Genomic DNA, 26,330 nt, shown 5'->3' with positions numbered 1-26,330 from the left:
GGCCCCGCACGACGGTCGTCCACTGACGTGGCCCCGCACGACGGTCGTCCACTGACGTGGCCCCGCACGACGGTCGTCCACTGAACGTGCCCCGCACGACGGTCGTCCACTGAACGTGCCCCGCACGACGGTCGTCCACTGAACGTGCCCCGCACGAGGGTCGGATACTGCGTAGCGGGCTGCTCGGGCAGCCTGTGGGCGTTCGGGGCCGTAATCGTGATGTCGTGAGCATCGTATTGGTTGTGGGAATCGGTTAGAGGCGCTTTGCTCGGTCAGTGACTTCTCACCGATGCCTATGATGATCAAGGTTCCTGAGCCCTTTCGGCAGATGCCTCGTTGGTGGCGGGACCAGCTGGGGCGCGAGTGGCTAGACAACCTGCCAGCCCTGGTAAGCGAGCAGTGTCGGCGGTGGAGCCTGACTGTCGAGGGCGAACCGCTGTACGGCTCGAACGCCTTGGTGATCCCTGTTTGTCTCCGCGACAACAATCCGGCCGTGCTGCGACTCTCGCCTCCAGGTGACGACGTCACCGACGAGGCGGCAGCCCTCAGATGGTGGGCCGGCCGCGGCACGGTCCGGCTGTTCGACGTCGACCTCGCCTCGCGGGCAATGTTGCTGGAACGGCTGGGCTCGCGCAGCCTGCAGTCCGAGCCCCTATTCACAGCCATCCCGGTCATCGCGGCGCTGGTTCGCGAGTTGGCCGTGCCAGCCCCGCCCGGAACGACTTCCACAGCGGCGATCGCCGCCGACCATGTCGTCACGGCCGAGCACGATTGGCTGGCGCTGGACAGGCCAACTCCTCGAGCTCAACTTCACACCGCCGTTCGGTTGGCCGGCCAGCTGGCTCGCACCTCAACATCCGGTCTTGCCGTCGACGGCGACCTGCACAGCGAGCAGGTGCTGCAAGCAGGGCGGGCACCTTGGCTGGTCGTTGATCCGGTGTTGCTGTGCGGTGACCCCGAGTACGACTTCGGCCGCGTCCTGTGGTCACGGCTCGACGAGCTCGCCACCGACACCGACATCACCACAATCTTCGACGTCTTCGTTCGCGAGGCCGGCGTCCCCGCCGAACGCGCTCGGAGCTGGGTCGTGGTGAGGTCGATGTCCTACCTGTTGTGGGGCTTGCGCCGCGGCCTCACGTGGGACCCACCCAAGTGCCGTCGACTCCTCAACCTCTTCTGCTGACCACCGATCAAGTGCTTAACCGTTCCCGGTCAACCTTCCCCTTGACGGTGCGCCGGCTACCAGGGGGGCCGACGCTCTTCCCGCTCAAAGGCAGAGTGTGTAGCTACAGGAGGTCAGCAGTCCCCTGTGGGACGCTGACGACCATGTCGCTCCACCCCGCTACGGCGATCGGCGCCCTCACTATCGACTGCTCCGACGCGAAGCCCATGGTGCAGTTCTACACAGACGCCTTCGGCGGTACCCCCGACCCTGACTTCCCTGATCTCGACTGTGTCCGAGTCGATGGCCTCCTCATCCTCTTCCGGGAGCTGAACGGCTGGACTCGGCCGGCCTGGCCCGGCCCCCACATGCAGATGCACCTCGAGATCTACGTCGATGACCTAGCCCGAGCAGAGGCCAGGCTCATCGAGCTCGGCGCCGGCAAACCAGCAATCCAAGACCGAGCCCACCTCGGCCTCGTCGTCCTTACCGACCCGGCCGGCCACCCCTTCTGCATCTTCGAGCGACCCACACCCCTGACCGTCGTGGCTCTGTCGACCGCCCCGGCCCGGCCTCCTGCACACCCTTCCCTTCGCCAGGCATCGGTGCGGGAGGACGCGGCCGGTGTAGCCGCGCCGCGGTGAAGCTCAGGCCGGTCTGGTCGCGAAGGGTCGGTTGGGGTCGGCGGGCGCAGGCCGAACCCGGAGCAGGGTCCGGTAGACCGTAAAACGCCCGATACCGAACAGTTCCGCCAGTTCGGCGGTGCTATAGGTCCCGAGATCAGACAACTCGACCAGATGCTTCGCCTAGTTCACGGTCAGCTTCGGCTGCTTACCGCGCAGGTGGCCTTTCGCCTTCGCGACCTGCATTCCTTCCCGGGTACGCATCCGAATCAGGTCGGACTCGAACTCCGCAACCATCGCCAACACGTTGAACAGCAGCCGTCCGACCGGATCGGACGGGTCGTGCACTGACCCGCCCATGCTGAGCCGGACACTCCTCGCGGTCAGCTCAGCCAAAATGTCGCGCGCGTCGGGCAACGACCTGGCCAGCCGGTCCAATTTCGTCACCACGAAAGTGTCACCCGCACGGCACGCAGCCAGCGCGAGCTCGAGACCGGGCCGGTCACGATTAGTCCCGGTCAGGCCGTGATCAACGTAGATGCGGTCGTCGCCGACACCGAGGACGCGGAGCGCGTCTCGTTGAGCGGTGAGATCTTGGCTTTCGGTCGAGACCCGGGCATAACCCACGAGAAGTGTGTTCATCCCACCGGCATGACCTGGTTCGCTTCCGTGGTCAACAACAAGCACTCACGCTTCCCACCGCCCAACCAAAGCCGCCCAAAGGTCGGCCACTGGTCGTGCTCCGCACGGGGGTCGGCCACCGACGAGCCCCCGCACGAGGGTCTCCATCCACATGAGTTTGGGTTCACCGATCGTTGCGCTGGTCGAGCAGGGTACGGCGGGCCCTCCCCAAGTTCACCCCGCCCACGACGACGCACAGCGGTGCGAGGAGAAGCCACAGCACACCGCGGACAAGGTTCTTCTCGTGAAAGTGCGACCAAGCGAGCGCGCCGCAGCCGGCCGCCAAGAACATCAAGATGATGCCGGCTATAGCGTAGGTTCGAGCAGTGAGCGGCAGGTCGCGCAGAGTGGGCACAGTTCACATTGAAGCAACCGAGTGGCCCCTACCGCAGGCCTTTCGCCACGGTGCACCGATGAACGGTGGTTCAGTGCTGTCGGCCGGCTTGCGGGACCGGCCGGCCTGCGGTCCGGAGGCGCGCTGGAAGGATGCGTAAGTGCGGTTGTACTTGTCGTCCTACCAACTGGGCGCTCACCCGGAGGTACTCGCGTGGCTGGTCCGCGGTAATCAGTGCGGGTGGGTAGTGGCCAATGCGCTCGACGGTCTCGACGAGGACCGGCGCCAGACCGACACCGAGCACAGATTGAGGCACTCGCTGCCCTTGGGCTGCACGCTGTCGATCTGGACCTTCGCGACTACGACCCCGGAAGCATCGGCAAAGTGTTCGGTGCCCCTGGTTTCGTCTGGGTCCGTGGAGGCAACGTCTTCACGCTGCGGATGGCGTTCGCGAGGTCGGGACTAGACCGCGTCGTCGTTGAGGGCCTTGCTGCAGATCGGTTCGTCTATGCCGGGTTCAGCGCGGGCCCCTGTGTCCTTGCTCCGAGCCTGTCCGGGCTCGAGCTGTGCGACCCGCCCGAAACGTGTCGTGCCAGCTACGGGGATGTCCGCTACGACGGCCTTGGCGTGCTCGATCGGCCTGTGGTTCCGCACCTTGATTCCCCGCAGCATCCCGAGACCGCTCTACTATCTCGGGTCGCCGCAGCGTACGAGACCGAGGGTCAGCCCTACTGGGCGCTGAGCGACGGCCAAGCCCTGGTAGTCGACGGACCAGCAACAAGCATCTGCTGACGTGCACCGCAGCAGGGCCGTCCATCGGTCGTGCTCCGCACGAGGGTCGTCCACTGAACGTGCTCCGCACGAGGGTGGTCGAGCGGAGCTCGCAGTAGCCGGTGGTCGAGCGGAACTCGCAGTAGCCGTTGGTCACGCGGCACGCGAGGGATTCGTGGAACGTCGTGCGGCGAAGGCTGCGGATGCGGTTTCCAACCTGATCTGTCCAACTCGCCGCTGGCGAGGGCGTAGCGGAGTGGCTTGCCGCCTGCCTCACGCTCTGGTCCGATAGCAGCTACATCGTCTCGAGGAGGGAAGTAGTTCACGTGCCGTCAGCCTCGAACCTCGCTTCGCCTAGTGGTACCGAGTGTGCGGTGTTCGGGTCGGTCACCTCTGAGGAGATCTACGCGCTCCTCGACGGCTACTTTCTCCAGCAGCTGGGCAGTCAGATCGCGCGGCTCCGCTTCCGTGCGGGCCGGATCGACGCGGTCTGGGGTGTGGATCTCGACGACGGTCGAGCGGTCGTGATCAAGACGCACCGGCCTCCCGCTGACTTCGAGCCCCTGCGGGTAGGGCCGAGACGCTCCGCGTTCTTAGCGCCGCTGGATTCCCCTGCCCGACTCCATTGTCTGGACCGGACGGCATCGATGGGCACGTCATCACCACACAGACCTTGATTAGCGGTGAAATTCCGGACGGGCGCGACCCTACGAACCGGGCACTACTTGCCAGCGGCCTCGCCCAACACATCGAGCTGCTGCGCCACCACCCGGACCTCATCAGCCGGGCCGGCGCAGGTCCGTCGTGGTGCCACTACGCCGCCGGACCATGGCCCGTGCCGCACGACACGCTCGTCGACTTCAGCAGCACCACAGCTGGCTACGAGTGGCTAAACCAGTTCGGCCGGCGAGCCTCGGATCAGGTCCTCACCCACCGAGACGCAGACCCGGTGGTCGTCGGGCACGCAGACTGGTACGCAGGGAACACCGTCGTCGCCGACGGGCGACTGGTCGGCACCTTCGACTGGGAGCTAGTAGCCGACACCGAAGCCGTCATCGCTGGGTTCGCCGCTGCCTGCTACGGCCAACGCGGAACGAGCGCCGGCGGCACCTCCACCCCAGAGCAGGTAGCCGACTTCATGCGCGACTACGACGCCGCCCGAGCCGAGCCGCTGACCCAAAGTGGACGCCGCACAGCAGCCGGCGCAGCAGCCTGGATCTGCGCCTTCAATGCCCGCTGGCAGGTCGCACTGCTCGACCACAACCTGAGCGACGACTACCCGTACGTCGTCCAGGTCCACCAGCGCCAGGACGACTACCTCGACCTTAATTGGTGATCCACACTGCTGACCGCAGCGCTCTCGCTAGACGGTCGACCACTGAACGTGCTCCGCACGACGGTCGCTGATCGACCGGGTCGGCGCAGACCTGAACCGGCACCGCTCTGGAACGCTCTGCGCGAGCTGGCTTTGGCCGATGGTCTGAGGCGACGGCTGATCCGCCGGCCCTGGTGGGTTCCGAGGCCGGCGGATCGAGATCGAGACGGGCTTCAGGCGAGGGCGGCGGGTGACCAGTCGGGCGAGGAGCCTCCGGTGATGACGAGCTTGGGGGCGCTGGTGGAGCAGCTGGCGGCGTTGCGTTTGATCCAGAGGCCGGTCTTGCCGGTCCAGGCGAGGGCGGTGGAGTCGGGCGACCGGGTCGGGCTGGCGTGCTCGGCCTCGCCGTTGGTATAGCAGGTGTAGGTGGGCACGGCGGGCGGCTCACCCGTTCGGGCGTTGCCGGTGACTCGGTACCAGATGATGGTCGACGTTGCCTTGTAGCCGCGGATCTCGGCCAGCCAGCGCCCGTTACGGGACAGCTCTCCGTCGGCGAGGTCGGTCGAAGGGAACGCGTAGCCGCTGTCGTCGAACCAGTGCTTCGCACCCGCGTGTAGGTCCTGCAGCATCACCTGGGAGCGGTACCCGCCGGTCTGGAGCGTCCGCCGGTTCGTCACCCACGACGGCGCCCGGTAGAACGTCGGACGTCCGGCCTGGGTCCGGTGGCCTGCGGCGGTGTAGCCGGTGGCGAACCGGGTCAGGCAGTCGGCTCCGATCGGGCAGCTGTAGCGCACGTAGATCCAGGCGATGGTCTTGCCGTTCGGCGAGAGGGCCACCTCGTTCATGGTGCCGTCCATGGGTCCCCGGCGGAGTTGTAGAGCCGGGGTGGGTTGATGCGGTTCAGCACCTTGCCGTGCTGGTTCATCCGGACGATCAACGACCCCCGTGCGGCCGCGATCACCCCTCGGTCGGACTCCGAGGGTGAGCGGTAGGGCCGGGTCGCGGTGCCGTTCTTGGTGATCCGGTGGGCGTGACTGCCGTCTCCGCGGGCGATCCACACGTTGTGGTGCTTCACGAAGACGATCGTGCCGGACGTCCCCGCCTTGGCGGCAGCGGCCGCGGGTCGTGGGGGTGTCGCGACAGCGGGAGTAGCGACGACCAGGCTGGTGAGCGCAAGGGTGGAGGCAGCCAAGCCCGTGCCGGCGGCTCCCAGCGGGGTGGAGGGTCGAGCGCGGAGCATGGTGGAGCACCTTTTCTGGTTGATGGGAGAGAACGGGCTGATGGTGGCCTGGTGGCTTGTACGTGAGGGACTGCTGGGGCCAGGCGGTGACGCAGCGGCGAAGTCAGGCCTCAAGGGGTCGGGCGCCGGCGAAGACGCCGGCCGGGTCGTAGTGGTGGGCGACGTCCATGAGTCGGTTCCTGGTCGCCTCTGGCCACATCCGGACCCAGTGGCCCGGTCCGGGGTGGCCGAGGAAGTTGGGTAGTGCTCCGTGCCGCCACGGCCGGAGGGCGTCGACGACCCGGTCGACCTGAGCCGGGACGGTGCCGGCGGTCGGCCCGGCGGGGACGCCGAGGACGTAGACCCCGTACGCGGCATCCCGGCTGGGAACCGCGTTCGCGACGTCGGGGGCCTCGGCCAGGGCGCCGCCCATGAGCCGAACCTCGACCAGAGCGAGGTGGGAGTCGGACCATTCGCCGTTGGTGGAGACGAGGGCCTGGACCGCTTCCTCGGGTAGCGCGCTGAGGGTGCAGCCGCGGTCGTGGGTGGGCATCGGGACCGGCGGGTCCAGGTGGACGGCGTCGACGGCGGCGAACGGGAGCTCGCCGGTCGTGTCGAGCAGGACCGGGGCGACTGCGCGCATCGGCTCGAGGCGCGCTTCTGCCTCCTCGGGGGTGCCGAGGTCGGCGTAGCGCAGGTGCGTCACGAACGCCCCCTGCAGCGGCGGCGGAAGTTGCGGGTCCGGGGGCAGCCGCAGCATCGCCACCGAGGTTGTGACCTCCTCGGGCAGCGTCGCGGCCCACGCCGTCCAGGCCCGCAGGACCTCGCCCGCCGCGGCACCGGGGAAGAACAGCCCGCCGCCGTAGAAGCGGGCCACGGGCACCAGGTCGACGACCATCTGGGTGACGACACCGAACCCGACCTTTCCGCCCCGGATCGACCAGAACAGGTCCGCCTCGTGCTCGGCGTCGACCTGGTGCACCACGCCGTCGCCGGTCACCACGACGAGCGAGCGGACGTGGTCGGCGGCGAAGCCGTAGCGGCGGCTGAGTATCCCGGTCCCCCCGCCCAGGGTGTAGCCGACGGCCCCGACACCGGAGGCCGAACCGCAGAGCGGCGCCAGGCCATGAGCAGCGGCCGCGTCGATGACGGCGCGCCACCGGACGCCGGCGCCGATGGTCGCCTTTCGTTCCGTGGCGTCGACCGCGACGGCCACCATCCGGTGGGTGGTGACGAGCAGAGTGCCAATGAGGTCGTCGAGCAGCCCGTGCCCGGTGGCCTGCACCGTCACGTGCAGGCCTGCGGCGCGGGCGAAGATGACGGCTGCGGCAACGTCCCCGGCATCGGTGGCGCCGACGACGAGGGCGGGACTCGGCTGGTGGGCGAGGTTGAAGCCCGCGACCTCCTCGTTGTAGCCGGGCTGGCCGGGGGTGAGGACGGGACCGCTGACGGCGGCGATGAGGTCGCCGACGTCCAGGGTCCAGGTGGATGGTGCGGGGGCGAGATCGGTGGTCGGGAGGGTCGCGCTGGTCATGGTGGTGGGTGTCCTTCGGCTGGGTGCGTGACGAGTGGGCGGCGAGGTAGGACAGGGGTCAGGAGGCGGCGGTCAGCTCGATCTCCACAGCCATGCCGGGGATCGCGAGGCGGGTGACGCCGAGGAGGGTCGCCGGCGGGGTGGCGCCGACCAAAGCGAGCCGTTCGACGATGGCGCCGTATGCGGCGAGCGTCGCGTCGACGTCGACGCTGTAGACGACGAGCCGGACGACGTCGGAGAGATCCATCCCCGCCGCCGCGAGGACGGTCTCGGCGTTGGCCATGCTGAGCGAGAGCTGCGCGACGACGTCGCCCTCGTGCAGGAGCTCGCCTCGTTCGTTGACCGAGCCCTGGCCGGCAACGGTGAGCAACCGGGCGGGGAACGCCCGCAGCTGGCCCTGGTCGTATCCGAAGCCGGCGCTCCAGGTCGTCGGGTTGATGCGGACCACACCAGGTGCAGTTGGACCGGAGGCGAGAGCGGCAAAGGCGAGGTCGGTGGTGGCTTCGTGGTCGAACTGATGTGTCGTAGTCATGGGCTCAACCCTGGCCAGCGCAAAGCCTCGCGACCATCCCAGCTCCGTGGGGACCCGCGACCCCAGAAATCTGGGGGTGGCCCACAGGCCTGACTTTTTCCATAATCGAACCATGACGACGAACGGAGCCGACCAAGCCGCCGGCCGGCTCGACGCACTGGCTCTCGCGGGGCTCGATGTCTCGACGGCGGCGACCAGCATCAGTCAGGTCGTCCAGCAGGCGTTGCCCTTCCAGGCGGCGTGCTTGGCTCCCGCGGATCCCGCCACCGAGCTGATCACCGCGGCGCTGAAGTTCGGGGAACTGCACAGCGACGCCGACGACCAGTGGGCCTACTGGGAGTACGAGGCGGGCGAACGGTGGGACTTTCAGTCCACCGCCCGCCGTCCGGGTGGGGTGACCACGACCCACACCGAGACCGAGGGGCGCCCTGCTGCCTCAGCCAGGCACCAGGAGTACTTCCGCGACGTCTTCGGCTTCGACGACGAGATGCGCGTCGCGCTCCGGCTCGACGGGCACACGTGGGGGTTCATGGCTCTGTTCCGCACCGGTCCGCACCCGTTCACCCCGGCCGAGATGTCCTACATGAGCGATCTCGCGCCGCGGATCGCCCGCTGCTTCCGCTCGAGCCTGATCGCCGGCGCGACCACCACGCTCGGTTCAGGTACAGGTCCGATCGTCGTCGTGGTCGACGCACAGGGAACAATCTGCCAAGCCAGCCTGGGAGCCGAGGCCCGGCTGGCCGAGCTCGAGCTGGCGCCTGCGGGCGCGGAGCAGCTCCCGGTGGTGCTCAGCACTCTCGCCGCGGCGGCGCGCGCCCAGCACGCTGGCCGCTACCCGCAGGTACCGCGGATGCGCCTCCGCTCGCGGTCAGGAGGATGGGTGGTCGCCCACGCGAGCCCGATGCGGTCGCTGGACGGTAGCCGTACCGACGTCGTGATCACGGTCGAAGAAGCACGTCCGCCCGAGGTCATCCCCCTGGTGGTGGCGGCGTTCGGACTGACCCCACGCGAGCAGGCCGTCGTCGGGCTGGTGCTGCAGGGCGTGAGCACGACCGAGATCGCCGCGTCGCTCCATTTGTCGGCCTACACGATCCAAGATCATCTGAAATCGATTTTCGACAAAGCGGGCGTCCGCAGCCGTCGCGAGCTGATCGCCCGGGTGTTCTACGACCAGTACGCGCCCCGGCTTGCCGCGGAACCGTCGTTGACGCCATCTGGCTGGTTCAACAACCCCTGAATCGGGGTGAGAAAGGCCCTGCGGCGCGGCAGCGACCCGCCGCAGTACGGCCCCCAGCCCACCGGTCCGCTGACAAGGTCGTCGGGGAAGCTGACAACTTCTATGAGACCTGATGCTGAGGGCCACGCCAACGACCCGCGGAACCGGGGCTGCACCACACCTCCGGCACGATGCCTCACTCGACTTCTCAAGAGCGCTGGACCTAGCGGCACCCTAATCCCGCCCGGTTGATCCCCGCACGTTGGTCCGGTCGTCAACTGAGGCCGGGCCGGTTGGCAGCCCCTCGACTCCACTGGCCGGACTGATCAGTCCATCGGCAACCCAGCAGGGCGCCAGTCACATAACGGATCACGACCTCTGCGGCCCTACAAGCATGTATGTCCCAGGAATGGTGTTTCCGGCCCAATCCGCTGACTGAGGTCAGCGAGGAAGGTGCCGTGATGACGACACTGGATGTTGTGCCGAAGGAGAAGCCTGAGCCCTCCGCTGAGGAGCTGGCAGCCATCGAGCTGGTCCGGCTGGCACGGGAGCAGGGCCTGTCCCTGACCGGCCCGGGCGGGCTGCTCAAGCAGTTCACCAAGAGCGTGCCCGAGACCGCGCTCAACGAGGAGATGACCGAGCACCTCGGTCATTCCAAGCACCGCGCTGCGGAGGACCGGGACTCCACCAACATCCGGAACGGGACGCGGCCAAAGACGGTCCTGACCGAGGCGACCGGTCAGGTGCAGATCGAGGTGCCGCGGGATCGGGACGGCAGCTTCGAGCCGCAGATCGTGAAGAAGCGACAGCGCCGGCTGACCGGGGTCGATGAGATCGTGCTGTCGCTCTACTCCAAGGGGTTGACGACCGGGGAGATCTCGGCCCACAGCGCCCGAGATCTACGGCGCCTCGGTCAGCAAGGAGACGGTCAGCCGGATCACCGACAAGGTGATGGAGGAGATGACCGAGTGGGCCAACCGGCCACTGAACGGCGTCTACGCCGCCATCTTCATTGACGCCATCTTGGTCAAGGTCCGTGACGGCCATGTCGCGAACCGGCCGATCTACGCCGCGATCGGAGTCTCGTTGTCCGGGGAGAAGGACGTCCACGGCCTGTGGGCCGGCAGCGGCGGTGAGGGCACCAAGTTCTGGTTCGCCGTGCTCACCGACCTGAAGAACCGCGGCGTGCAGGACACGTTCTTCCTGGTCTGCGAGGGGCTGAAGGGCCTGCCGCAGGTTGTCAACGACGTGTGGCCGTTGACGACGGTCCAGACGTGCATCATCCACTTGATCCGCAACACGTTCCGCCTCGCCTCGAGGCGGCACTGGGACGCGCTGAAGAAGCAGGTGAAGCTGATCTACACCGCGCCGAACGGGGCCGCCGCCCGGTCTGCCCTCGACGACGTGGCCGACGTGTGGGGCGCTCGCTACCCGGCGATCATCAGGTTGTGGGAGAACGCGTGGGCCGAGTTCATCCCCTTCCTCGACTACGACGTCGAGATCCGCACCGTCCTCTGCTCCACCAACGCCATCGAGAGCCTGAACGCCCGCTACCGCCGGGCTGTGAAGGCCCGCGGGCATTTCCCGACCGAGCAGGCCGCGATGAAGTGCCTCTACCTGGTCACCCGATCTCTGGACCCGACCGGGAAAGGCCAGACACGATGGACCATGAGGTGGAAGCCAGCCCTGAACGCGTTCGCGACCACCTTCGCCGACCGCTGGCCGGCAGCAGAAACCTACTGATGACAACCGCCGGAAACACCGTTCCCGTTACAGACCCCGTACTCGCCACGAGGGTCGTCCACTGACGTGGCCCCGCACGACGGTCGGCTTGCGCAACGGGTTTGATGACCTGCCCACGTTTTCTGCTTGTGGATCGGTGGTCTTCGGTCCTACCGGCCGCCGCGCTGCATCTCGTGCATGACCTCAACGGTGCGGAACCCGAACCGGGTGTTGATGGCCTGCATGGCTTCGTTGGTCTCGTCGGTCCAGGTGTGGAGGTGGAGGGCTATTGGGACCGCGGTCTGCAACGCCTCCAGGTTCGCGACCTTGAGCCAGGCGCCGATGCGGTGCCCACGGTGCCGGGTGAGCACGTAGGTGTCGTCCTGGCTGGCGTTGGTGGGGTCGTCTCCGTGGACGAGGAGCTGGCTGTAGCCGGCTGGATCTCCTTCCGGAGTGGTCACGAGGGAGATCAGGGACAGGTAGCCGCGGTCCTTGAGACGCTGGTCGCGGGCGGCTAGGTCAGTCAGGGTGACGACTTCGGGGTCGGCGTCGACCTCACCGGCGGGAACCTCGGCGTTCATCCCCGTCTTGAGCTGGGCCAGGGCTGCCAAATGCTCAGCAGGGGTGGGGCCCAACCAAGAGGTGACGGAGTACCCGTGCTCAGCTGCGTCGCTGCTGCGGGCGAGCCCGGCTAGTCGGCTCGGGTGACAGCGGGGAGGTCCAGGACCAGCCGGTTCTCGGTGTGGACGCTGTGGAATCCGTGGCGGACGGTGAAGGCGAGTCCAGGCGACGTCTCGTCCACCACATTGACCTCACCGAGCAGGGTGGTGAGTCCAACCCCGGCCGCGATACCCAAAAGCTGTTGAAGGAGGAGGGTGCCAATGCCTTGTCGGCGGTACTCGGGTGGGACGTTCACGTCGAGCTCGCCGAGGTGAGTGTTGTCCTGGGTGTCGCGTTCGAGAACCGCAGTGCCCAAGCACTGGTCTCCGTCGAAGGCGCCAACGGCGTGGCGGACAGCGCGTGTCTGGTGGAGCAGCTGGGAGCGCATGGCAGTAGCCGACACGACGATCGGTGCGTGGCGGCCGGCGGTCGCACCAGCGCGCAACGCCGAGTACCAAACGGTGAACCGGCCGTCATCGCGGGCATCCACTGGGACGATCTGCAACATCGGCCTAGCCAAGCACGACCCCGACCGCCAGTCGCTCGGTTTTGATCCGCCCTGGCCGTCCCCAATCAGCCTTTCGCTTGTAGAACATCCGCGGGCGGGCGCGGCCGACGTCCGGGCCGCGCCCCTTCCTGCAGCTCAAGCCGCGTTGGTGGCGAACGGCCGGTTGGGGTCGGCGGGCGCCGGGCGGACGCGGAGCAAAGTCCGGTAGACAGTGGAGCGCCCGATACCGAACAGCTCCGCCAGCTCAGTGGTGCTGTAGGTCCCGAGATCGGACAGCTCGACCAGGTGCTTCGCTTGGTTGACGGTCAGCTTCGGCTGCTTCCCCCGAAGGTGGCCCTTGGCCCTGGCGACCTGCATCCCTTCCCGCGTTCGCATCCGGATCAGGTCGGACTCGAACTCCGCGACCATCGCCAACACGTTGAACAGCAGCCGTCCGACGGGGTCGGACGGGTCGTGGACCGACCCGCCCATGCTGAGCCGGACGCTCTTGGCGGTCAGCTCAGCCAAGATGTCGCGGGCGTCGGGCAACGACCGGGCGAGCCGGTCCAGCTTGGTCACCACGAGAGTGTCACCGGCACGGCACGCGGCGAGCGCAAGCTCGAGCCCGGGCCGGTCGCGGTTGGTGCCGGTCAGGCCGTGGTCGACGTAGATGCGGTCGTCACCGACACCAAGCACGCGGAGCGCGTCTCGTTGAGCGGTGAGATCTTGGCTTTCGGTCGAGACTCGGGCGTAGCCCACAAGAAGTGTGTTCATCTCACAGGCATGACCTGGTCCGCTCCCGCGGTCAACAGCAAGCCCGCAAACCACCAGCGGTACCCAACCGGCGACCGCAGAAGGGTCGTCGACTGACAAGTTCCGGACAAGGGTCTCGGCCGTTCAGCCAGATCGGGCGCGTCGTCGGTCACGGCGAACAGAGACGACCAACAAGACGACGCCGAAGATCGCCGCCGCAGTCATCATCAAGTACAGCCACAACCCGACCCCGCCGTCCCTACGGTTGACGATGCCGAGGACGCCCTGCAGTAGCAGGATGGCGGGATACCACCGAAGAAACAGATTGGGCGGCAGGTACCACCACGGCCGGTCCATCGGTCCGGGAGCCGACTGCGTCTCAACCAGGAACCCCTCGGCGTCAAGGATCTGCACTGTCCCGCCATTCACCATCAGCGACCGGGCAAGAAGCATCGCCTTACCCTCGTCGGTGGCCTGGGCCAGCGGCCGGCTGCTGCCTGGCTCCCGAATGTCCCAGCCGCCCTCCGCATTTGGTGCCACCCGCACCAATGTGCTTGCCGTCCGCATGCACCGAAGGTAGGCCTCGAACTGCTCCACCGCAGGCAGACCGTGTACAGAGCCGTTAGCCACCCCAAGCCCTTCCCCACCCTGGTCCTCCCGGTCGTGCCCTTCGACGCCAACCCCCACATCAACCCGGCCACCATCCACACCCTCGCCACCGGCGCCGGGTCCGCCGCGGCCAACCCCTCTGCCTCGTCGGAAACTCTGGGACCGGCAAGTCCCACCTCCTCATCGGGCTCGGCACCGCCGCCGCGGAAATGGCTACCGGGTCCGATGCACGCCGCCCACTCGTCTGTGAACGAGCTCGTCGAAGCCGCCGACGACAAGACCTTGGCCCGCACCATCGCCCGCTACGGCCGCGTCAACCTGCGCCTGATCGACGAGCTCGGATACATGGAGTTGGACCGTCGCGGAGCTGAACTGCTGCTCCAAGTCCTCACCGAACGCGAGGAGAAGAACTCCGTCGCCATCGCTAGCAACGAGAGCTTCTCCGGCTGGACGAAGACCTTCACCGACTCGCGGGCTCTGCGCCGCCATCGTCGACCGCCTCACCTTCGGCGGCAACATCATCGAAACCCGTACCGACTCCTACCGCCTCGCCCACACCCGCCAACAGATGTCCCCCTACCTCGAACGCCCAGGCCCTAGATCTGAGACGCATCGGCTCCGGGCTGCGCATGACCAGTCGTGCCAGGCTCGACGACGGACACCTCGTCTGCGTTGAGCGCCGCCAGTCGCTTCTCCAAACGAGCGGGCGTGATCAGCGTCAGCATCAGAAAACCGAGGAAGAGCGCCGCAGCCAGCCACCACCACCAGGTCCGGGTGACAGCGAGCACGACGTAGAGCGCCGAACCGAGGGCGAAGGTCACCACTGACCGGAGACGGGTCCGCAACGCCTCGGACCGCCGTCGTTGCACCAGCGCCTTCACGGCTTCGCGCAACCGCGGATCAGCAGGCGCCGGGCCACGCGACGAAGCCTTCGCCACCGTTCTGGCCTCGGCTGCCGTCAACTCGTCGAACCCAGCCAGCATCCGTCGGTTGATCCTGCTCATCGTCACGCCCATCAGCAGGCCGAAGAGGACGCCACTGACAGCACCACCCACCACTGCGAAAACCCACGACCCGTCGTCTCGAAGGCCGTAAAAAATCGTCATCGCAGTGCCGAAGAACAACCCGTACACCAGACCCTGCACCCACCAGGGACCCGTCGCCAACTTCAGTCTCACACCGGCAGTCATACCTCAACCCGTCCCACCTCGTGGCCGATCACGCGACCGAGCGCTGTTTCCACGAGGGACACACCATCGCCGTCGCCGGCGCCTACGGGACGGGTTCACGCGTCTGTGACTTAGGAACTCGACCCGAAACCAGATAGAAGGACATGAACGTGAGGCTGAGAACTACGACGAGGACGACGTGATCAGGAAGGTGCAGCAGCAAACGGCACACGACCTCGGCGCCGGCGAAGACCAAGATGGCAGCAGCGCTGGCTCGCACCCACCTCGGCATGCTGCTCAGGCTGTCACCCTTCCGGATCAACCGCTTCCAAACGGGGCGGAGCTGACTTCCCGGCGCACCTGACGTGTTGGCTCCCGGGTGAGCGGGCTGTGCCCAACCAGCTACCCCCTGGGTCCCGCTGGGGTTACCCCACTGGGCACGGCTTCGATTGCATACCCGGCCGATCCTGCCGCCACCAAGTCAGACTTCTGTCGGTACAACAAGACCCTCGGCCAGTAGGTCTACACCCCAGCTTGGGTGACCAACCAGATCCGGCACCTTACCGACGAGGCGACCTGCGAGGCCGTCCTCGACTGGCGGGAGCTCGAACCCACGCCCTAGGAGCGCATCGTGACCCAGTCAGACAGCGGACAGAGCTGATCTTGCCGGTGCTGGTGCCCCAACTCGCCTGCAACGTGCCCTGCGAACGTCCCGCACGAGGTCGGCATGCATGTTCCGGACGAGGTCCTTCACCGGTCGTGCTCCGCACGAGTGTCGGCCAGTCAGTCGTGAGGAGGCCGATTCTTGTTCGACTGGGCTGCGTGTCGCCGACGCCTGAAAACTGACCCCCAGACGACGGGTGAAAACGCACCCCGCTGCTGATGATGAGGGGTGTTGACGGTGGAGGACTGGGCCGAGATCCGCAGGCTGCATCGGGCTGACGGGATGCCGATCAAGGCGATCGTGCGCAAGACCGGGGTGTCGCGCAACGCGGTCCGCCGGGCGTTGGCAGCAGACGAGCCGCCGCGCTACGAGCGGGCCGGGAAGGGGTCGCTGGTCGACGCGGTCGAGCCGCAGATCCGCGAGCTGCTCGCGTTGTGGCCGACGATGCCGGCGACGGTGATCGCCGAACGGGTCGGCTGGTCGCACTCGCTGACGATCTTGAAGGACCGGGTCCGCGTCTTGCGTCCGCTGTTCACGCCACCGGACCCGGCGTCGCGCACGACGTATCTCGCCGGGGAGCTGATGCAGTGCGACTTGTGGTTCCCGCCGGTCGACGTGCCGCTCGGCGCCGGTCAGGTCGGGCGGCCTCCGGTGCTGGTGATGGTGTCGGGCTACTCGCGCTGGATCTGCGCCCTGCTGCTGCCGTCGAGGCAGGGTCCCGACCTGATCGCCGGGCACTGGTGGCTGCTGAGTCAGCTCGGTCACGTGCCGCGGGCGTTGGTCTGGGACAACGAGTCCGCGGTCGGGTCGTGGCGTGCGGGCCGGCCGAAGCTGACCGAGGAGTTCGACGCGTTCCGCGGCATGCTCGGGGTCAAGGTGGTGCAGTGCCGCCCGCGTGATCCCGAGGCCAAGGGCCTGGTCGAGCGGGCCAACGGCTACCTCGAGACCAGCTTCCTGCCCGGGCGAACGTTCACCAGCCCGGCCGACTTCAACAACCAGCTCCAGGCCTGGCTGGTGTTGGCGAACCGGCGCCAGCACCGCCGCCTCGGCTGCCGCCCAGCGGACCGGCTGGAGGCCGACCTGGCCGCGATGCTGACCTTGCCGCCCGTCGCACCCGTGGCGGGCTGGCGGACATCGTTGCGGCTGCCACGCGGCCACTACGTCCGGGTCGCGAGCAACGACTACTCCGTCGCACCGTCCGCGGTCGGACGCCGCGTCGACGTCGTGGCGGACCTGGAGACGGTCACCATCACCTGCGACGGCCGCCACGTCGGCACGCACGCCCGCTGCTGGGCCGCGCACCAGACGATCACCGACCCCGCCCACGCTCTCGCCGCGCAACAGCTGCGCCACCACCTCCAGACGCGAGGTCCGGTCACGACGGCGCAGGTCGAGCAGATCGAGCAGCGCCAGCTCAGCGACTACGACGCCGCGTTCAGCCTCGATGCCGTCGAGGTGGCGTGATGGCGGCGAAGACGACCACGACCGCAAGCAGCAGCCGCGATGTCAGCGCAGAGATGGCCTACCTGACCCGGGCGTTGAAGGCACCCACCCTGCGCGATGCCGTCGAGCGGCTCGCACCACGGGCCCGAGAAGAAGCCTGGTCGCACGAGGAGTTCCTCATCGCCTGCCTGCAGCGCGAGGTCTCCGCGCGAGAGTCCCACGGCGGCGAGGGCCGGATCCGCGCCGCCCGGTTCCCGTCGCGCAAGAGCCTCGAGGAGTTCGACTTCGACCACGCCCGCGGGCTGAAACGCGACCTCGTCGCGCACCTGGGGACCCTCGACTTCGTCACCGCGAAAGACAACGTGCTGCTGCTCGGTCCGCCCGGGACCGGGAAGACCCACCTCGCCACCGGCCTCGCCATCCGCGCCTGCCAAGCCGGGCACCGCGTCTTGTTCGCCACCGCGTCGCAGTGGGTCACCCGCCTCGCCGACACCCACCACGCCGGCACCCTGCAAGCCGAGCTCACCCGTCTCGGGCGCTACCCGCTCCTCGTCATCGACGAGGTCGGCTACATCCCGTTCGAGCCCGAAGCCGCCAACCTGTTCTTCCAGCTCGTCTCCGCCCGCTACGAACGGGCCTCGCTGATCGTCACCAGCAACAAGCCCTTCGGACGCTGGGGCGAGGTGTTCGGCGACGACGTCGTTGCCGCCGCCATGATCGACCGCCTCGTCCACCACGCCGAAATCATCGCCCTCAAAGGCGACAGCTACCGCCTCCGCAACCGCGACCTCGGCCGCGTCCCCACCGCCGCCGGCCAGGACTGACAGCCCCCAAAGGGGGTCCGTTTTCAGCCGTCGTCTGAGGGCCCCTTTCACCCGCCGTTGACACTGCGCTACGACTTAGCAGTCGCCAGGACCGAAGGTAACGCCACGCGAGTAGGGCAAACAGGATCGGCGCCGCCAGATGCCAGTAGCTTCGCAATCTTGACCAGTGGACCTGCTGGTCGAGCACCAGTGTGACGACGTTGAGGATCAGGGCGCACGCGATCATGAGGAAGCTGACGAAGGAGGCTCGCGCCGTCCGGGTGAGGACACCCCGTGGTAGGCGGGAGCCTGTGGGACCTGGTGACCAGAAGTTTGGGTGACTGGGCTGGTTCTCGGGACGGTCCCAGTACCCGAGCTGCTGACCGCCGCCCCACGACGGCCCGGGACTCCTGCTCATCCGAGCATCCTCCCCCACTTGCGATGAGCCGGTGTGACTTTGCTGCCATAAGCGATCAGCTTGGGTATCTCGCGCACGGTAATCCGCAAGTGGTCGTGCCCCTACACCAGGGTCGGTCACTGGCGTGGGGATCCGCACGGCTCCTGCTGGGGCCTATCAGGCGGTCCTGACGAGCCGGGAACGGCACTCTCGCCATCGGTGAGCAGTATGGTGCGACTAGGCTGAGACCGCCTCCGTTCGCAGCGTCACCCCGAGTAAGCGCCGGGTGAGAGTGCAGGGCGCACTACTGCTGGTGGCACTGGTCGCGCTTCTGGTTCTCGTCGCCCTGTTCATCGCAAATTCTGGCGGTGATCCGTTCGGCGGGCGCTTCGCCTCGTGCAGGTGGGGTTGCGCGGGAACGACATAATTGAGGCCTACGGCAGGGCGAGACGAGCCGTCCCGGAGGTGCTGTCGCGCTTCAACTCCCAATGTTCATCGCCGTGTTCATAGGATCCTCCTCCTCCGGCCCCATTAGGGTCGGCCACTGACGTGCCTCCGCACGAGGCGTCGGCCATCGGTCGTGCTTCGCGGGAGAGAGGCTCAGCGTGCGCCCCGCACGACCATCGTCACTGACCTGCTCCGCACCGTAGGTGCTCAGCGCGCGTCCCGGACGACACCACAGCTACGGCCTGTCTCAACGACCCGGAGCCGGCAAAAAAAGAGACCGCTGAGCGGTGCAGTTCGAGTACATTCCGACGGTGGTAGACGGAGGTGGCAGGTCGGTGGTCTGGTTCTACGGTCCCGACTTGCACGAGCTACATGAGCGCGACTTCATTGCGGCCATGCGTGAGGCCGCCCAGGGCGGAGCCTTCCCCGGCGTCGATCCAAGCGACACTGTCTTCGACCGTCTCACGGGACCGAGCGGCCCCGGGGTCGCCATTGGGTTAGCGGTGCCGAAGCTGACTACCCAGCGAGGTTGGCTGCTGGTCTCTTACGAGCCCGGTCCGGACGAGGGCTCGCCCATGCTGCAATCGGGCTGGGAGTCAGAGCCGACGTTGACGACCGAACCGGGGGCGTACGACGGGCCGAGTAGTCATAACGACCTCTGGGTGTCGGGCCTACAGGCAACTCCGGCGGAGTGCGCTGCATGGGTCACGAGTTGGATCAGCCGGCAGTTGGAGCGCCCTGTTCTACGGCGAGAATGGGACCAGCCCGCTACAGGGCCGGGCGCCGGTCTCCTTGGAAGAGCGCGGACGGCAGCTGCGATCGAGTGGTGGCTAGCCAATCCGGAGGAGTACTTGGACGCACGAGGAACCTTCGGCCGATGGAGGTTGACTCGTCAACCTCCGGCACGCGAAGTACACGAGCGTCCCTAGCTGACGCTGACCCGTCCTCGCTGCCGGACCTACCAACGACCACCAGAGCGCCGGCAGCGCGTTCCGGAGGACCGTCTCGTCCACTGGCGCGCTCCGCATGAGGGTCGGCAAGTGGGTCGTGCTCCGCATGAGGGTCGGCCACTGGGTCGTGCTCCGCATAAGGGTCGGCTTGCGGCGCAACCTGCAGGAGCGTCACGGGCTCCAGGGCTGAACTGGCTGGCCTCAATCTGTCGATGCGGCCCCAAGCAAACCCATCCGTCTGATGATGACTTGGTGAGAGTGCAGCGATGGATGCTCCGACACCGGCTAGCTCTGGTGGTGGTCTTGGTAGTGCTAGGCGCCGTAACCGCTGTGTGGCAGTTCTGGGGCGGTTTACCCTTCGCGTACTCCTACTCATGCTCTCGGGCGGGGCAGAGAACCCTAGAGAGCGAGGAACGGTTCGCTCGGGCACACCTACCCGACGCCCGAGAGTTCGAGGTTACAACCTACGACTGCGACTCTGGTGGGCCAGCGTTCCTCAGCTTCACCAGCACGCTCGCCCCTTCAGCGGCGCGTGATGCCCTGCTGACCGACCGATCGTGTCGTCACGTAAAACACGATCCCGACGATGGCGAGCGCGTCGATTGCGGCACTGGAAGACAAACCCGCTATCTATTTCTTGGTCGTGCGACCACAGGGACAGCAGCAGACCTCTACATCGAATAATCCTGGTCACAGCTCGGCCATCGGTCGTGCTCCGCACGAGGGTCGTCTTGTGGACATCCGAGAGCAGCTTGTTGGCGAATCCCTGCGGCGGATATGCGGCCGATCCGATCAGCGTTCTATAAGGCGACCAGATGGAAGTTGCCACTGTGGACCACCCACTTACATGCGCTGCGCAGCGTGGGGAGTGCCCAGATCACCTGATCCCTGCCGCGGCGATCCGGTTGCCGAGCGTTCGGAGGGCCGCAAACACGCTGGGCGTGGCGTCCTCGACGGCGAAGGGCTGGTCGATCATCACCAGGTTGAGGGCCAGCGCCTCGGGAGACGGTCCCGTGGCATGGACGCGGCATCGGTGATCGTCGACACGTTCGACCGGCACCTGGGCTGGTAATCGCTGGGCGACGGTTCCGGCGGGCGCGGCGACCAGCACGGTGGCCCGGTGACGGGCGTAGTAAGCGTCCGCGCTGGTGCGCAGCGTCGTGGGGGGTGGTGCCTCGCGGGCGGTGAATCGGGCGCCTTCGGGACGTTTGGCCCTCATCCGGTCCAGCCGGAAGGTGCGCCAGTCGTCCCGGGACGGGTCGAACGCCTGTAGGTACCAGGACCGGTCCATCTGCACCAGCCGGTAGGGCTCGACCTCGCGACGACTGGTCGCGCCGTCGGAGGAGCTGCTGGCGGGGTAGTCGAACCGGACCCGCCGCCGGTCGCGGCAGGCGCCGGTGAGGAAGGCGACCATGTCGGGGTCGGTCCGCGGCTCGCTCTCGCCTACAGAGGCGGTGAAGGTGCGGACTGCGTTGACTCGACCGCGCAGCCGCCACGGCATCACATGCTCCAGTTTCAGCAGCGCGGCGGCCGCCGGATCGCCGAGGCCGGGGACGCCGGCCGCCGAGCGCAGCCCGATCGCTATCGCGATTGCCTCGTCATCGTCGAGCTGGAGTGGGGGCAGGGTCCCGCCAGGTTGGAGGGCGTAGCCACCGCCCACCCCCGCATCGGCGTGCACCAGGTAGCCAAGGCCACGCAGCTTGGCGATGTCGTACCGCAGAGTTCGGGCGCTCACCCCGAGTCGGTCGCACAGCTCCGCGCCCGGCCAGCAGGATCGAGTCTGCAGCAAGGTCAGCAGGCGCAGCAAACGGGCCGACGGGTTGTCCATGACTCACGAGTGTGACTGATGGCGGCAAGGATCTTGCCGCAATGAGTCCGAGGGTTCAGCCATGACCAACACACACCAAACTGTCCCCACCAGCACTGTTCTTGTCAGCGGCGCAACCGGGCGGGTCGGCCGCCTCCTCGTCAACGAGCTCCTTGCGGCCGGCCACCAGGTGCGAGCTCTGACCCGGGACCCCGCTCGGGCCGCTCTGCCGCCGGAGGCCGAGTTGGTCGAGGGCAGCTTGAACCAGCTGCCCGCCGGGGTTTTCGACGGTATCGACGCCGCGTTCGTCTTTCCCACTGATGGGGCGGGAGCCTTTGCCCAGCAGGCCGCGGCCCACGGCGTACTGCGCCTGGTGCTGTTGTCGTCGCTGGCCGCAGCGGCCGACCACGCCCGCGACCACGGCTCAGCCAGCCAGCTGCGCCACACGGTGATCGAGCAGGACGTACGGGCCACTGGTGTGGCCTGGACGATTCTGCGGCCCGGCACCTTCGCCAACAACCTCCTCAGCTGGGCTCATCCGATTCGCTACACCGCTGGGGTGCGGGGGCCCTACCCGACCTCGGCGCAGGCCCCGATCCACGAGGCCGACGTGGCCGCCGCCGCGGCCGCGGTCCTGACCAAACCGGGACACGAGAACCAGATCTATGCCCTCACCGGGCCCGAGGCGCTGACCCGGGTCGAACAGCTCGACGCGATCGGTACTGCCCTCGGTCGGGAGCTCACCTTCGCCGATCAGACTCCCGACGAGTTCGCTGTCGAGATGGCGCAGTACGGGGTGGGTGATGACATCGTGAAGATGCTGCTTGATTACTGGGCAGACACCGTCGACGAACCTGACGTGCCCCGACCGCCCAACCACCTGATCGGCCGACCGGCGAAGACGCTGACCGAGTGGGCCCACGACCACATCGCCGACTTTCAGTGAGGAGCGGCCAGTCTGCCGCCTACTGCTCATTCGCTGCTATCAACCGAACGAACGTCTCGGTTGGGGGTTGTCTTACGGCGCCGCCCAGTGAATCACCGGTTACGTTGAGCACATGGGCGTGCACTCCATCAGCGGGATCGTCGAAGACGTTCCTGCAGCGGCACAGTTCCTCGTCTCGACCATGGGGTTGCGGACAACTGGTGAGCTGTATGACGGTTTCGCGGAGCTAGATACCGGCGACCTGACCGTCACGTTGAGCACGGCAGGACCTATTGCGATGCCGGTGGTAGGTGGGGTGATCCTGCATCACATGGTCGAGGACGTCGACGCCGCCGAGCGTGCACGAGGGGCTGGGGCTACGGATGTTCAGGGACCGATCGATATGGACTTCGGCATGCGTTCGGTCATCGTGCAAGGCCCAGGAGGCCTGATCCTCGACCTTTGCGCGCCAATCAAGGCCGGCGCGTGACAGGTTCCTCGCCTGCACAGCGGACCGAGGTGGCGGGAGAGCTCACCGTCTGCAGCGAGGTGTGGCCCGAGGAGGCCCAGACGATGATGACGGGCCCCCGCAGCTTGACGTGGGCAGCTGACTATCCGACGCCCGGCACAGCGTTGGTGATCAAACGCTTCCTCGCTGTGGTTGATCAGGGCAACTGGTCGCCCGGGTTCGGCATGTACACGCTGCGACCCCGATCAGGCTTGATCTGTGGTGGTCTGGCCTTCTACGGCAAACCAGACCGAGACGGCCGGGTCGAGGTGGGCTATGGGTTGGCTCCATCAGGCCGAGGACAGGGCCTAATGGCTGATGCAGTGCGGGCCGCTGTCCATTGGGCCTTCGAAACTGGCCGAGTCCGTAGGGTCTGGGCCGGCGTCGACGAAGGGAACTTCGCCTCAATCGCCACCCTCGAACGGTCGAGCTTCACGCGTTGTGAGGACAACGAGTTCGGACAGGTCTACGAACGCTGGAAGTAGAAGGATGGTGAGAACGGACTGGCTATTCTACGGCTTCTCATCGACGACCTGCTCGGGCGTCTCGGTCAGCGTTGCCACTACGGCACCGGCTGATCGCTGTTGGCTGAGTTGACCTTCGAGCGGCTTGAGGGTGGACCCTGCTGGAGTGTTGGACTCGATGGTCTCGATTGGCGCCTTCGCCGCCGCGGTGGGGGTGCCGGCTTCGGCGTTGCGGTACTACGACGGGGTCGGGGTGTTGCCGCCGGCGCACGTGGATCCGGTGACGGGGTACCGGTTCTATGACGCGGTGCAGATGCGGCGCGCGCGACTGGTAGGGGCGCTGCGGGGGCTGGGACTGTCGGTCGAGGAGATGCGGTCCCTGCTCGAGGCGGACGATTCGGTGGTGGCCGCGCGGCTCCGTGTCCTGGCTGCGGAACGCACGGCGGATGCGCGGCGGGGCGCAGAGCTCCTCGTGCTGTTGGCTGCAGGGTTGGAAGCTGTGGGGTCGGCCGCATCCGTGCTTGTCGACGCCACCTACGTGCGGTTCGTCTTGGGCCGGGTTGCCCTGCTGGCTGGCGACGCGTCTCTGGACGCTCTCCAGCTGGTGGTTGACGACGGTTTGGTGGTGCTGAGCAGCGACCGTTACCGGCTGGCCCGTTGGAGTTTCCGAGCTGCAGAACCCACGACAGGTGGCGCCACCGGCCTCGTTCCGGTGGCCGACCTAGCGGCCTTGTCCGCGTGGCTGGACGGGGAGGTCGCGGTGATGTGTCGGGTCCTCGACGGGGTGGTGTCCTGGTCTGGGTCTGGACCTGATTTCGTGTGCCGGCCCCACCAGTCCGACTTTCCTGACCTGACCACCATCTACGCGGCGCTGGCCCCTGCTGGTCGTCACCGGCGCCGAGTGGCCCCGGCTGAGCTTGCCGGGGTTGGGGAGGTGATGGTCGTCAACGTCGACGGGTGCGGGGTGATGCTGACCCGGTCCCTGGTTGAGGGCACGGTCGCTTCGTTGCTGGGCGATGAGGTCCTGCTGCTGATGGACGAGCCCGAAGCGGCGGTTCTGTTCCGCTTCCCGGGTCAACCAGAGCACGAGGTGCTGGTGATGCCTCGCACAGGCGATCAGCCGGGCGGCGCGGACGACGACTGATGGTCAGCCTGCTGCGGCTGCAGGTGTTCCGCCGCTACTACCTCGGGTACACCGCGTCGTCGTTCGGGGACTCGTTGACCCCGTTCGCGTTGGCCTTCGCCGTGCTGGACCTGACCGGGTCGCCGTCGGCGTTGGCGCTGGTAGTCCTGGCGTCCCGGGTCCCGGTCGTGGTCTTCGTCCTGGTCGGCGGTGCTGTCGGGGACCGGTTCTCCCGCCGCACCGTCATGCTGACCACCGACCTGGTCCGGTGCCTCGTACAGGCCGCCACCGCGGCAATACTGCTGACCGGCGCAGCAGAGCTGTGGATGCTCGTCATCCTCCAGCTCGTCGCCGGCGCCGGAACCGCGTTCTTCAACCCGGCCGGTCAGGGTCTCCTGCCGACCGTTATCGACACGCCACGGCTACAACGGGCCAACGCCCTGCTGGCCACCAGCCGCAGCGCCACCTCTGTCGCCGCTGTCGCCACCGCCGGTCTCCTGGTCGCCACCGCCGGTCCAGGCTGCGCGGTCGCCGTCGACGCCGCCACCTTCCTAGCCAGCGCTGCCGCACTCCGCGGACTACCCCGGGCCGCCGCCATACCGCTGCGGCAGGGCGGTCTGCTGCACAACATCCGCGGCGGCCTCCACGAGCTGGGAGGCAGCACATGGCTGTGGGTGTGGGCCGCCCACGGACTCCTGATCAGCTTGTGTGTGATCTCGCCGCTATTCGTCCTCGGCCCTTACATCGCCGACCGCTACCTCACCGGCTCGACCACCTGGGCCGTGATCGGCATCAGCTACACCATCGGCGGCGTCGCCGGCGGCCTGCTCAGCTCCCGCTGGCAACCGCGCCGACCGATGACAGCCGCCATTACCGTCTTCGCACTACTCATCCCACTACCCGCACTACTCGCCTGGCCCGCGAACCTGACCCTCCTCGTCCCCGCCAGCGTCCTCGGCGGCGTCCAGATATCCCTCTACAACGTCTTACAGGCCACCACCGTGCAACACCAGCTACCCCAGCACCTCGTCGGCCGCGCCACCTCCCTGCTGATCCTCGGCAGCGTGATCGCGGTACCACTCGGCACCGGCCTCGCCGGCCTCCTCGCCGAGATTGCCGGCGCCCGCCTCGTCCTCGCCGGCGCTGCTGCAGCGGGCATCCTCATCACCGCCGCCGCCCTCACTATCCCCACCGTCCACGCGGTTGTCAGCACAGCCAAAGCCACTACCGACCAGCCACAACCACACCGCAATAACCCAGCACTCACGTCCCAAGAAACCTTCGTGGCCCCACACGAGGGTCGTCCACTGACGTGCCCCGCACGAGGGTCGTCCACTGACGTGCCCCGCACGAGGGTCGGCTACTAGACTTAGCCGGGTCCAGAAACGAGGCCCATCTGACCCTGCGGATTCAGGGTTGACGGATCCGGGTCCCACGTACTCTCCGGGCAAGAGGCGGATAAAGGCATGTCACCGAAGCCATCAGCGCGAGAGCCACGACAACCCAGGCCGGAGAACCTGAACCGAGCGCAAACAACACCAGCGTCAAGGCCGTGATCTGCGGCCAGTCGAGTTTCATGTGAGCCCCCTTGGTCTAGCTCGCATCCTAGGCCGTCACAGGAGCGGGTCGAGCAAGACCAGAGCTGTGGCCCCGTCACGTACCCCGACTGTTGACGGACCCGGGAGGTCGTGTCGCCGGCGCGCCGAAGACCAGCGTCCCGCCCGACGCTGGCTCTGCGGCTGTCCCGTACGGGGTTGGCACTCACGTGCTCCGCAGCAGGGTCGTCCAGTGGTCGTGCCCCCGCACGAGGGTCGTCCACTGACGTGCTCCGCACCAGGGTCGGCTACTGACGTGCTCCGCACCAGGGTCGGCTACTGACGTGCTCCGCACCAGGGTCGGCTACTGACGTGCTCCGCACGAGGGTCGGCTACTGACGTGCTCCGCACGAGGGTCGTCCACTGACGTGCTCCGCACGAGGGTCGTCCACTGACGTGCTCCGCACGAGGGTCGTC

Annotated in this window: 25 protein-coding genes and 1 pseudogene; 14 read left to right on the top strand and 12 right to left on the bottom strand. The window is 67.4% G+C overall.

The features are described 5' to 3' along the window. Positions 1-295: 295 nt before the first annotated feature. Both ACFE7W_RS14290 and ACFE7W_RS14285 read left to right on the top strand, forming a co-directional pair. Positions 296-1,183 carry an aminoglycoside phosphotransferase family protein gene (locus tag ACFE7W_RS14290; protein WP_375425472.1) on the top strand — a complete coding sequence of 296 codons (888 nt, stop codon included), beginning with the start codon at positions 296-298 and terminating at the stop codon, positions 1,181-1,183. Between the two features lie 143 nt (positions 1,184-1,326). After that, positions 1,327-1,806: a VOC family protein gene (locus ACFE7W_RS14285; RefSeq protein WP_375425471.1), complete on the top strand. Its 480-nt coding sequence runs from the start codon at positions 1,327-1,329 to the stop codon at positions 1,804-1,806. A 162-nt stretch (positions 1,807-1,968) separates the two neighbouring features. Here the strand turns inward: ACFE7W_RS14285 and ACFE7W_RS14280 are convergent, their stop codons facing one another. After that, positions 1,969-2,427: a recombinase family protein gene (locus tag ACFE7W_RS14280; protein ID WP_375425470.1), complete on the bottom strand. Its 459-nt coding sequence runs from the start codon at positions 2,425-2,427 to the stop codon at positions 1,969-1,971. 163 nt (positions 2,428-2,590) lie between these two features. Next, complete coding sequence (locus ACFE7W_RS14275) at positions 2,591-2,821, bottom strand: hypothetical protein (RefSeq protein WP_375425469.1); 231 nt, start codon at positions 2,819-2,821, stop codon at positions 2,591-2,593. Positions 2,822-3,034: 213 nt separating this feature from the next. On the opposite strand from ACFE7W_RS14275, the gene ACFE7W_RS14270 reads away from it, so the two are divergent. Continuing rightward, positions 3,035-3,592, top strand: a complete 558-nt coding sequence (locus ACFE7W_RS14270) for a Type 1 glutamine amidotransferase-like domain-containing protein (RefSeq protein WP_375425468.1) — start codon at positions 3,035-3,037, stop codon at positions 3,590-3,592. A 604-nt stretch (positions 3,593-4,196) separates the two neighbouring features. Continuing rightward, positions 4,197-4,907, top strand: coding sequence for a hypothetical protein (locus ACFE7W_RS14265; protein WP_375425467.1), 711 nt, complete (start codon positions 4,197-4,199; stop codon positions 4,905-4,907). Between the two features lie 212 nt (positions 4,908-5,119). Here the strand turns inward: ACFE7W_RS14265 and ACFE7W_RS14260 are convergent, their stop codons facing one another. The 4 genes from ACFE7W_RS14260 to ACFE7W_RS14245 all read right to left on the bottom strand — a co-directional run bounded on the left by ACFE7W_RS14260 (position 5,120) and on the right by ACFE7W_RS14245 (position 8,171). Next, positions 5,120-5,743, bottom strand: a complete 624-nt coding sequence (locus tag ACFE7W_RS14260; protein ID WP_375425466.1) for a hypothetical protein — start codon at positions 5,741-5,743, stop codon at positions 5,120-5,122. Next, positions 5,728-6,126, bottom strand: coding sequence for a hypothetical protein (locus ACFE7W_RS14255; RefSeq protein ID WP_375425465.1), 399 nt, complete (start codon positions 6,124-6,126; stop codon positions 5,728-5,730). The genes ACFE7W_RS14260 and ACFE7W_RS14255 overlap by 16 nt, the downstream gene beginning before the upstream one ends. A 103-nt stretch (positions 6,127-6,229) precedes the next feature. Beyond that, positions 6,230-7,639: an FAD-binding oxidoreductase gene (locus ACFE7W_RS14250; protein WP_375425464.1), complete on the bottom strand. Its 1,410-nt coding sequence runs from the start codon at positions 7,637-7,639 to the stop codon at positions 6,230-6,232. Positions 7,640-7,697: 58 nt separating this feature from the next. After that, positions 7,698-8,171, bottom strand: coding sequence for a RidA family protein (locus ACFE7W_RS14245; RefSeq protein ID WP_375425463.1), 474 nt, complete (start codon positions 8,169-8,171; stop codon positions 7,698-7,700). 112 nt (positions 8,172-8,283) lie between these two features. On the opposite strand from ACFE7W_RS14245, the gene ACFE7W_RS14240 reads away from it, so the two are divergent. Together ACFE7W_RS14240 and ACFE7W_RS14235 are read left to right on the top strand one after the other, a co-directional pair. After that, on the top strand, positions 8,284-9,408 hold the full coding sequence (locus ACFE7W_RS14240) for a LuxR C-terminal-related transcriptional regulator (protein WP_375425462.1): 1,125 nt from the start codon (positions 8,284-8,286) through the stop codon (positions 9,406-9,408). Positions 9,409-9,848: 440 nt separating this feature from the next. Next, positions 9,849-11,130, top strand: a pseudogene (locus ACFE7W_RS14235) (IS256 family transposase). Positions 11,131-11,279: 149 nt separating this feature from the next. Here the strand turns inward: ACFE7W_RS14235 and ACFE7W_RS14230 are convergent. From ACFE7W_RS14230 to ACFE7W_RS14215, 4 genes are all read right to left on the bottom strand, one after another. Continuing rightward, positions 11,280-11,720, bottom strand: a complete 441-nt coding sequence (locus ACFE7W_RS14230) for a GNAT family N-acetyltransferase (RefSeq protein WP_375425461.1) — start codon at positions 11,718-11,720, stop codon at positions 11,280-11,282. Positions 11,721-11,800: 80 nt separating this feature from the next. Further along, complete coding sequence (locus ACFE7W_RS14225) at positions 11,801-12,277, bottom strand: GNAT family N-acetyltransferase (protein WP_375425460.1); 477 nt, start codon at positions 12,275-12,277, stop codon at positions 11,801-11,803. Positions 12,278-12,412: 135 nt separating this feature from the next. Then, the gene (locus ACFE7W_RS14220; RefSeq protein ID WP_375425459.1) at positions 12,413-13,030 is read right to left on the bottom strand and encodes a recombinase family protein; all 618 of its coding nucleotides are present in this window, start codon (positions 13,028-13,030) and stop codon (positions 12,413-12,415) included. A gap of 123 nt (positions 13,031-13,153) precedes the next feature. Continuing rightward, positions 13,154-13,606 (bottom strand): hypothetical protein, encoded by a 453-nt coding sequence (locus tag ACFE7W_RS14215; RefSeq protein WP_375425458.1) that lies wholly within the window; start codon positions 13,604-13,606, stop codon positions 13,154-13,156. A 237-nt stretch (positions 13,607-13,843) separates the two neighbouring features. Here ACFE7W_RS14215 and ACFE7W_RS14210 point away from each other — a divergent pair, with 237 nt between their 5' ends. Beyond that, positions 13,844-14,218: an ATP-binding protein gene (locus ACFE7W_RS14210; RefSeq protein WP_375425559.1), complete on the top strand. Its 375-nt coding sequence runs from the start codon at positions 13,844-13,846 to the stop codon at positions 14,216-14,218. Here ACFE7W_RS14210 and ACFE7W_RS14205 read toward each other — a convergent pair. Further along, a complete protein-coding gene (locus ACFE7W_RS14205) occupies positions 14,215-14,796 on the bottom strand; it encodes a hypothetical protein (protein ID WP_375425457.1) in 582 nt (193 codons plus the stop codon). The genes ACFE7W_RS14210 and ACFE7W_RS14205 overlap by 4 nt on opposite strands. A gap of 883 nt (positions 14,797-15,679) precedes the next feature. On the opposite strand from ACFE7W_RS14205, the gene istA reads away from it, so the two are divergent. Both istA and istB read left to right on the top strand, forming a co-directional pair. Then, positions 15,680-16,915 carry an IS21 family transposase gene (istA, locus tag ACFE7W_RS14200; RefSeq protein WP_375425456.1) on the top strand — a complete coding sequence of 412 codons (1,236 nt, stop codon included), beginning with the start codon at positions 15,680-15,682 and terminating at the stop codon, positions 16,913-16,915. Continuing rightward, positions 16,915-17,718: an IS21-like element helper ATPase IstB gene (istB, locus tag ACFE7W_RS14195; protein WP_375425455.1), complete on the top strand. Its 804-nt coding sequence runs from the start codon at positions 16,915-16,917 to the stop codon at positions 17,716-17,718. The genes istA and istB overlap by 1 nt, the downstream gene beginning before the upstream one ends. Positions 17,719-20,368: 2,650 nt before the next feature. Here the strand turns inward: istB and ACFE7W_RS14190 are convergent. Next, positions 20,369-21,319 (bottom strand): helix-turn-helix transcriptional regulator, encoded by a 951-nt coding sequence (locus ACFE7W_RS14190; protein WP_375425454.1) that lies wholly within the window; start codon positions 21,317-21,319, stop codon positions 20,369-20,371. A 61-nt stretch (positions 21,320-21,380) separates the two neighbouring features. On the opposite strand from ACFE7W_RS14190, the gene ACFE7W_RS14185 reads away from it, so the two are divergent. The 5 genes from ACFE7W_RS14185 to ACFE7W_RS14165 all read left to right on the top strand — a co-directional run bounded on the left by ACFE7W_RS14185 (position 21,381) and on the right by ACFE7W_RS14165 (position 25,685). Continuing rightward, a complete protein-coding gene (locus ACFE7W_RS14185; protein ID WP_375425453.1) occupies positions 21,381-22,244 on the top strand; it encodes an SDR family oxidoreductase in 864 nt (287 codons plus the stop codon). 112 nt (positions 22,245-22,356) lie between these two features. Continuing rightward, the gene (locus ACFE7W_RS14180; protein WP_375425452.1) at positions 22,357-22,713 is read left to right on the top strand and encodes a VOC family protein; all 357 of its coding nucleotides are present in this window, start codon (positions 22,357-22,359) and stop codon (positions 22,711-22,713) included. 83 nt (positions 22,714-22,796) lie between these two features. Continuing rightward, on the top strand, positions 22,797-23,216 hold the full coding sequence (locus tag ACFE7W_RS14175; protein WP_375425558.1) for a GNAT family N-acetyltransferase: 420 nt from the start codon (positions 22,797-22,799) through the stop codon (positions 23,214-23,216). 145 nt (positions 23,217-23,361) lie between these two features. Further along, positions 23,362-24,339 carry a MerR family transcriptional regulator gene (locus ACFE7W_RS14170; protein ID WP_375425451.1) on the top strand — a complete coding sequence of 326 codons (978 nt, stop codon included), beginning with the start codon at positions 23,362-23,364 and terminating at the stop codon, positions 24,337-24,339. Then, positions 24,339-25,685, top strand: a complete 1,347-nt coding sequence (locus tag ACFE7W_RS14165; RefSeq protein ID WP_375425450.1) for an MFS transporter — start codon at positions 24,339-24,341, stop codon at positions 25,683-25,685. The genes ACFE7W_RS14170 and ACFE7W_RS14165 overlap by 1 nt, the downstream gene beginning before the upstream one ends. The last annotated feature ends 645 nt before the right edge of the window (positions 25,686-26,330 follow it).

Origin of the sequence: uncultured Friedmanniella sp. (genome assembly GCF_964244285.1) — a bacterium.
In the GTDB taxonomy this organism is placed as follows: domain Bacteria; phylum Actinomycetota; class Actinomycetes; order Propionibacteriales; family Propionibacteriaceae; genus Microlunatus.
This window is presented reverse-complemented; position numbering and strand designations above follow the sequence as displayed.

Bases quoted from the DNA above. Each gene is read 5' to 3' on its own strand.
- ACFE7W_RS14210 (WP_375425559.1), top strand. From the start codon at position 13,844: ATGCACGCCGCCCACTCGTCTGTGAACGAGCTCGTCGAAGCCGCCGAC.
- istB (WP_375425455.1), top strand. From the start codon at position 16,915: ATGGCGGCGAAGACGACCACGACCGCAAGCAGCAGCCGCGATGTCAGC.
- ACFE7W_RS14220 (WP_375425459.1), bottom strand. From the start codon at position 13,030: ATGAACACACTTCTTGTGGGCTACGCCCGAGTCTCGACCGAAAGCCAA.
- ACFE7W_RS14280 (WP_375425470.1), bottom strand. From the start codon at position 2,427: ATGAACACACTTCTCGTGGGTTATGCCCGGGTCTCGACCGAAAGCCAA.
- ACFE7W_RS14245 (WP_375425463.1), bottom strand. From the start codon at position 8,171: ATGACTACGACACATCAGTTCGACCACGAAGCCACCACCGACCTCGCC.
- ACFE7W_RS14285 (WP_375425471.1), top strand. From the start codon at position 1,327: ATGTCGCTCCACCCCGCTACGGCGATCGGCGCCCTCACTATCGACTGC.
- ACFE7W_RS14255 (WP_375425465.1), bottom strand. From the start codon at position 6,126: ATGCTCCGCGCTCGACCCTCCACCCCGCTGGGAGCCGCCGGCACGGGC.
- ACFE7W_RS14260 (WP_375425466.1), bottom strand. From the start codon at position 5,743: ATGGACGGCACCATGAACGAGGTGGCCCTCTCGCCGAACGGCAAGACC.
- ACFE7W_RS14165 (WP_375425450.1), top strand. From the start codon at position 24,339: ATGGTCAGCCTGCTGCGGCTGCAGGTGTTCCGCCGCTACTACCTCGGG.
- ACFE7W_RS14225 (WP_375425460.1), bottom strand. From the start codon at position 12,277: ATGTTGCAGATCGTCCCAGTGGATGCCCGCGATGACGGCCGGTTCACC.
- ACFE7W_RS14175 (WP_375425558.1), top strand. From the start codon at position 22,797: ATGATGACGGGCCCCCGCAGCTTGACGTGGGCAGCTGACTATCCGACG.
- ACFE7W_RS14190 (WP_375425454.1), bottom strand. From the start codon at position 21,319: ATGGACAACCCGTCGGCCCGTTTGCTGCGCCTGCTGACCTTGCTGCAG.
- ACFE7W_RS14290 (WP_375425472.1), top strand. From the start codon at position 296: ATGATGATCAAGGTTCCTGAGCCCTTTCGGCAGATGCCTCGTTGGTGG.
- ACFE7W_RS14240 (WP_375425462.1), top strand. From the start codon at position 8,284: ATGACGACGAACGGAGCCGACCAAGCCGCCGGCCGGCTCGACGCACTG.
- ACFE7W_RS14250 (WP_375425464.1), bottom strand. From the start codon at position 7,639: ATGACCAGCGCGACCCTCCCGACCACCGATCTCGCCCCCGCACCATCC.
- ACFE7W_RS14185 (WP_375425453.1), top strand. From the start codon at position 21,381: ATGACCAACACACACCAAACTGTCCCCACCAGCACTGTTCTTGTCAGC.
- ACFE7W_RS14180 (WP_375425452.1), top strand. From the start codon at position 22,357: ATGGGCGTGCACTCCATCAGCGGGATCGTCGAAGACGTTCCTGCAGCG.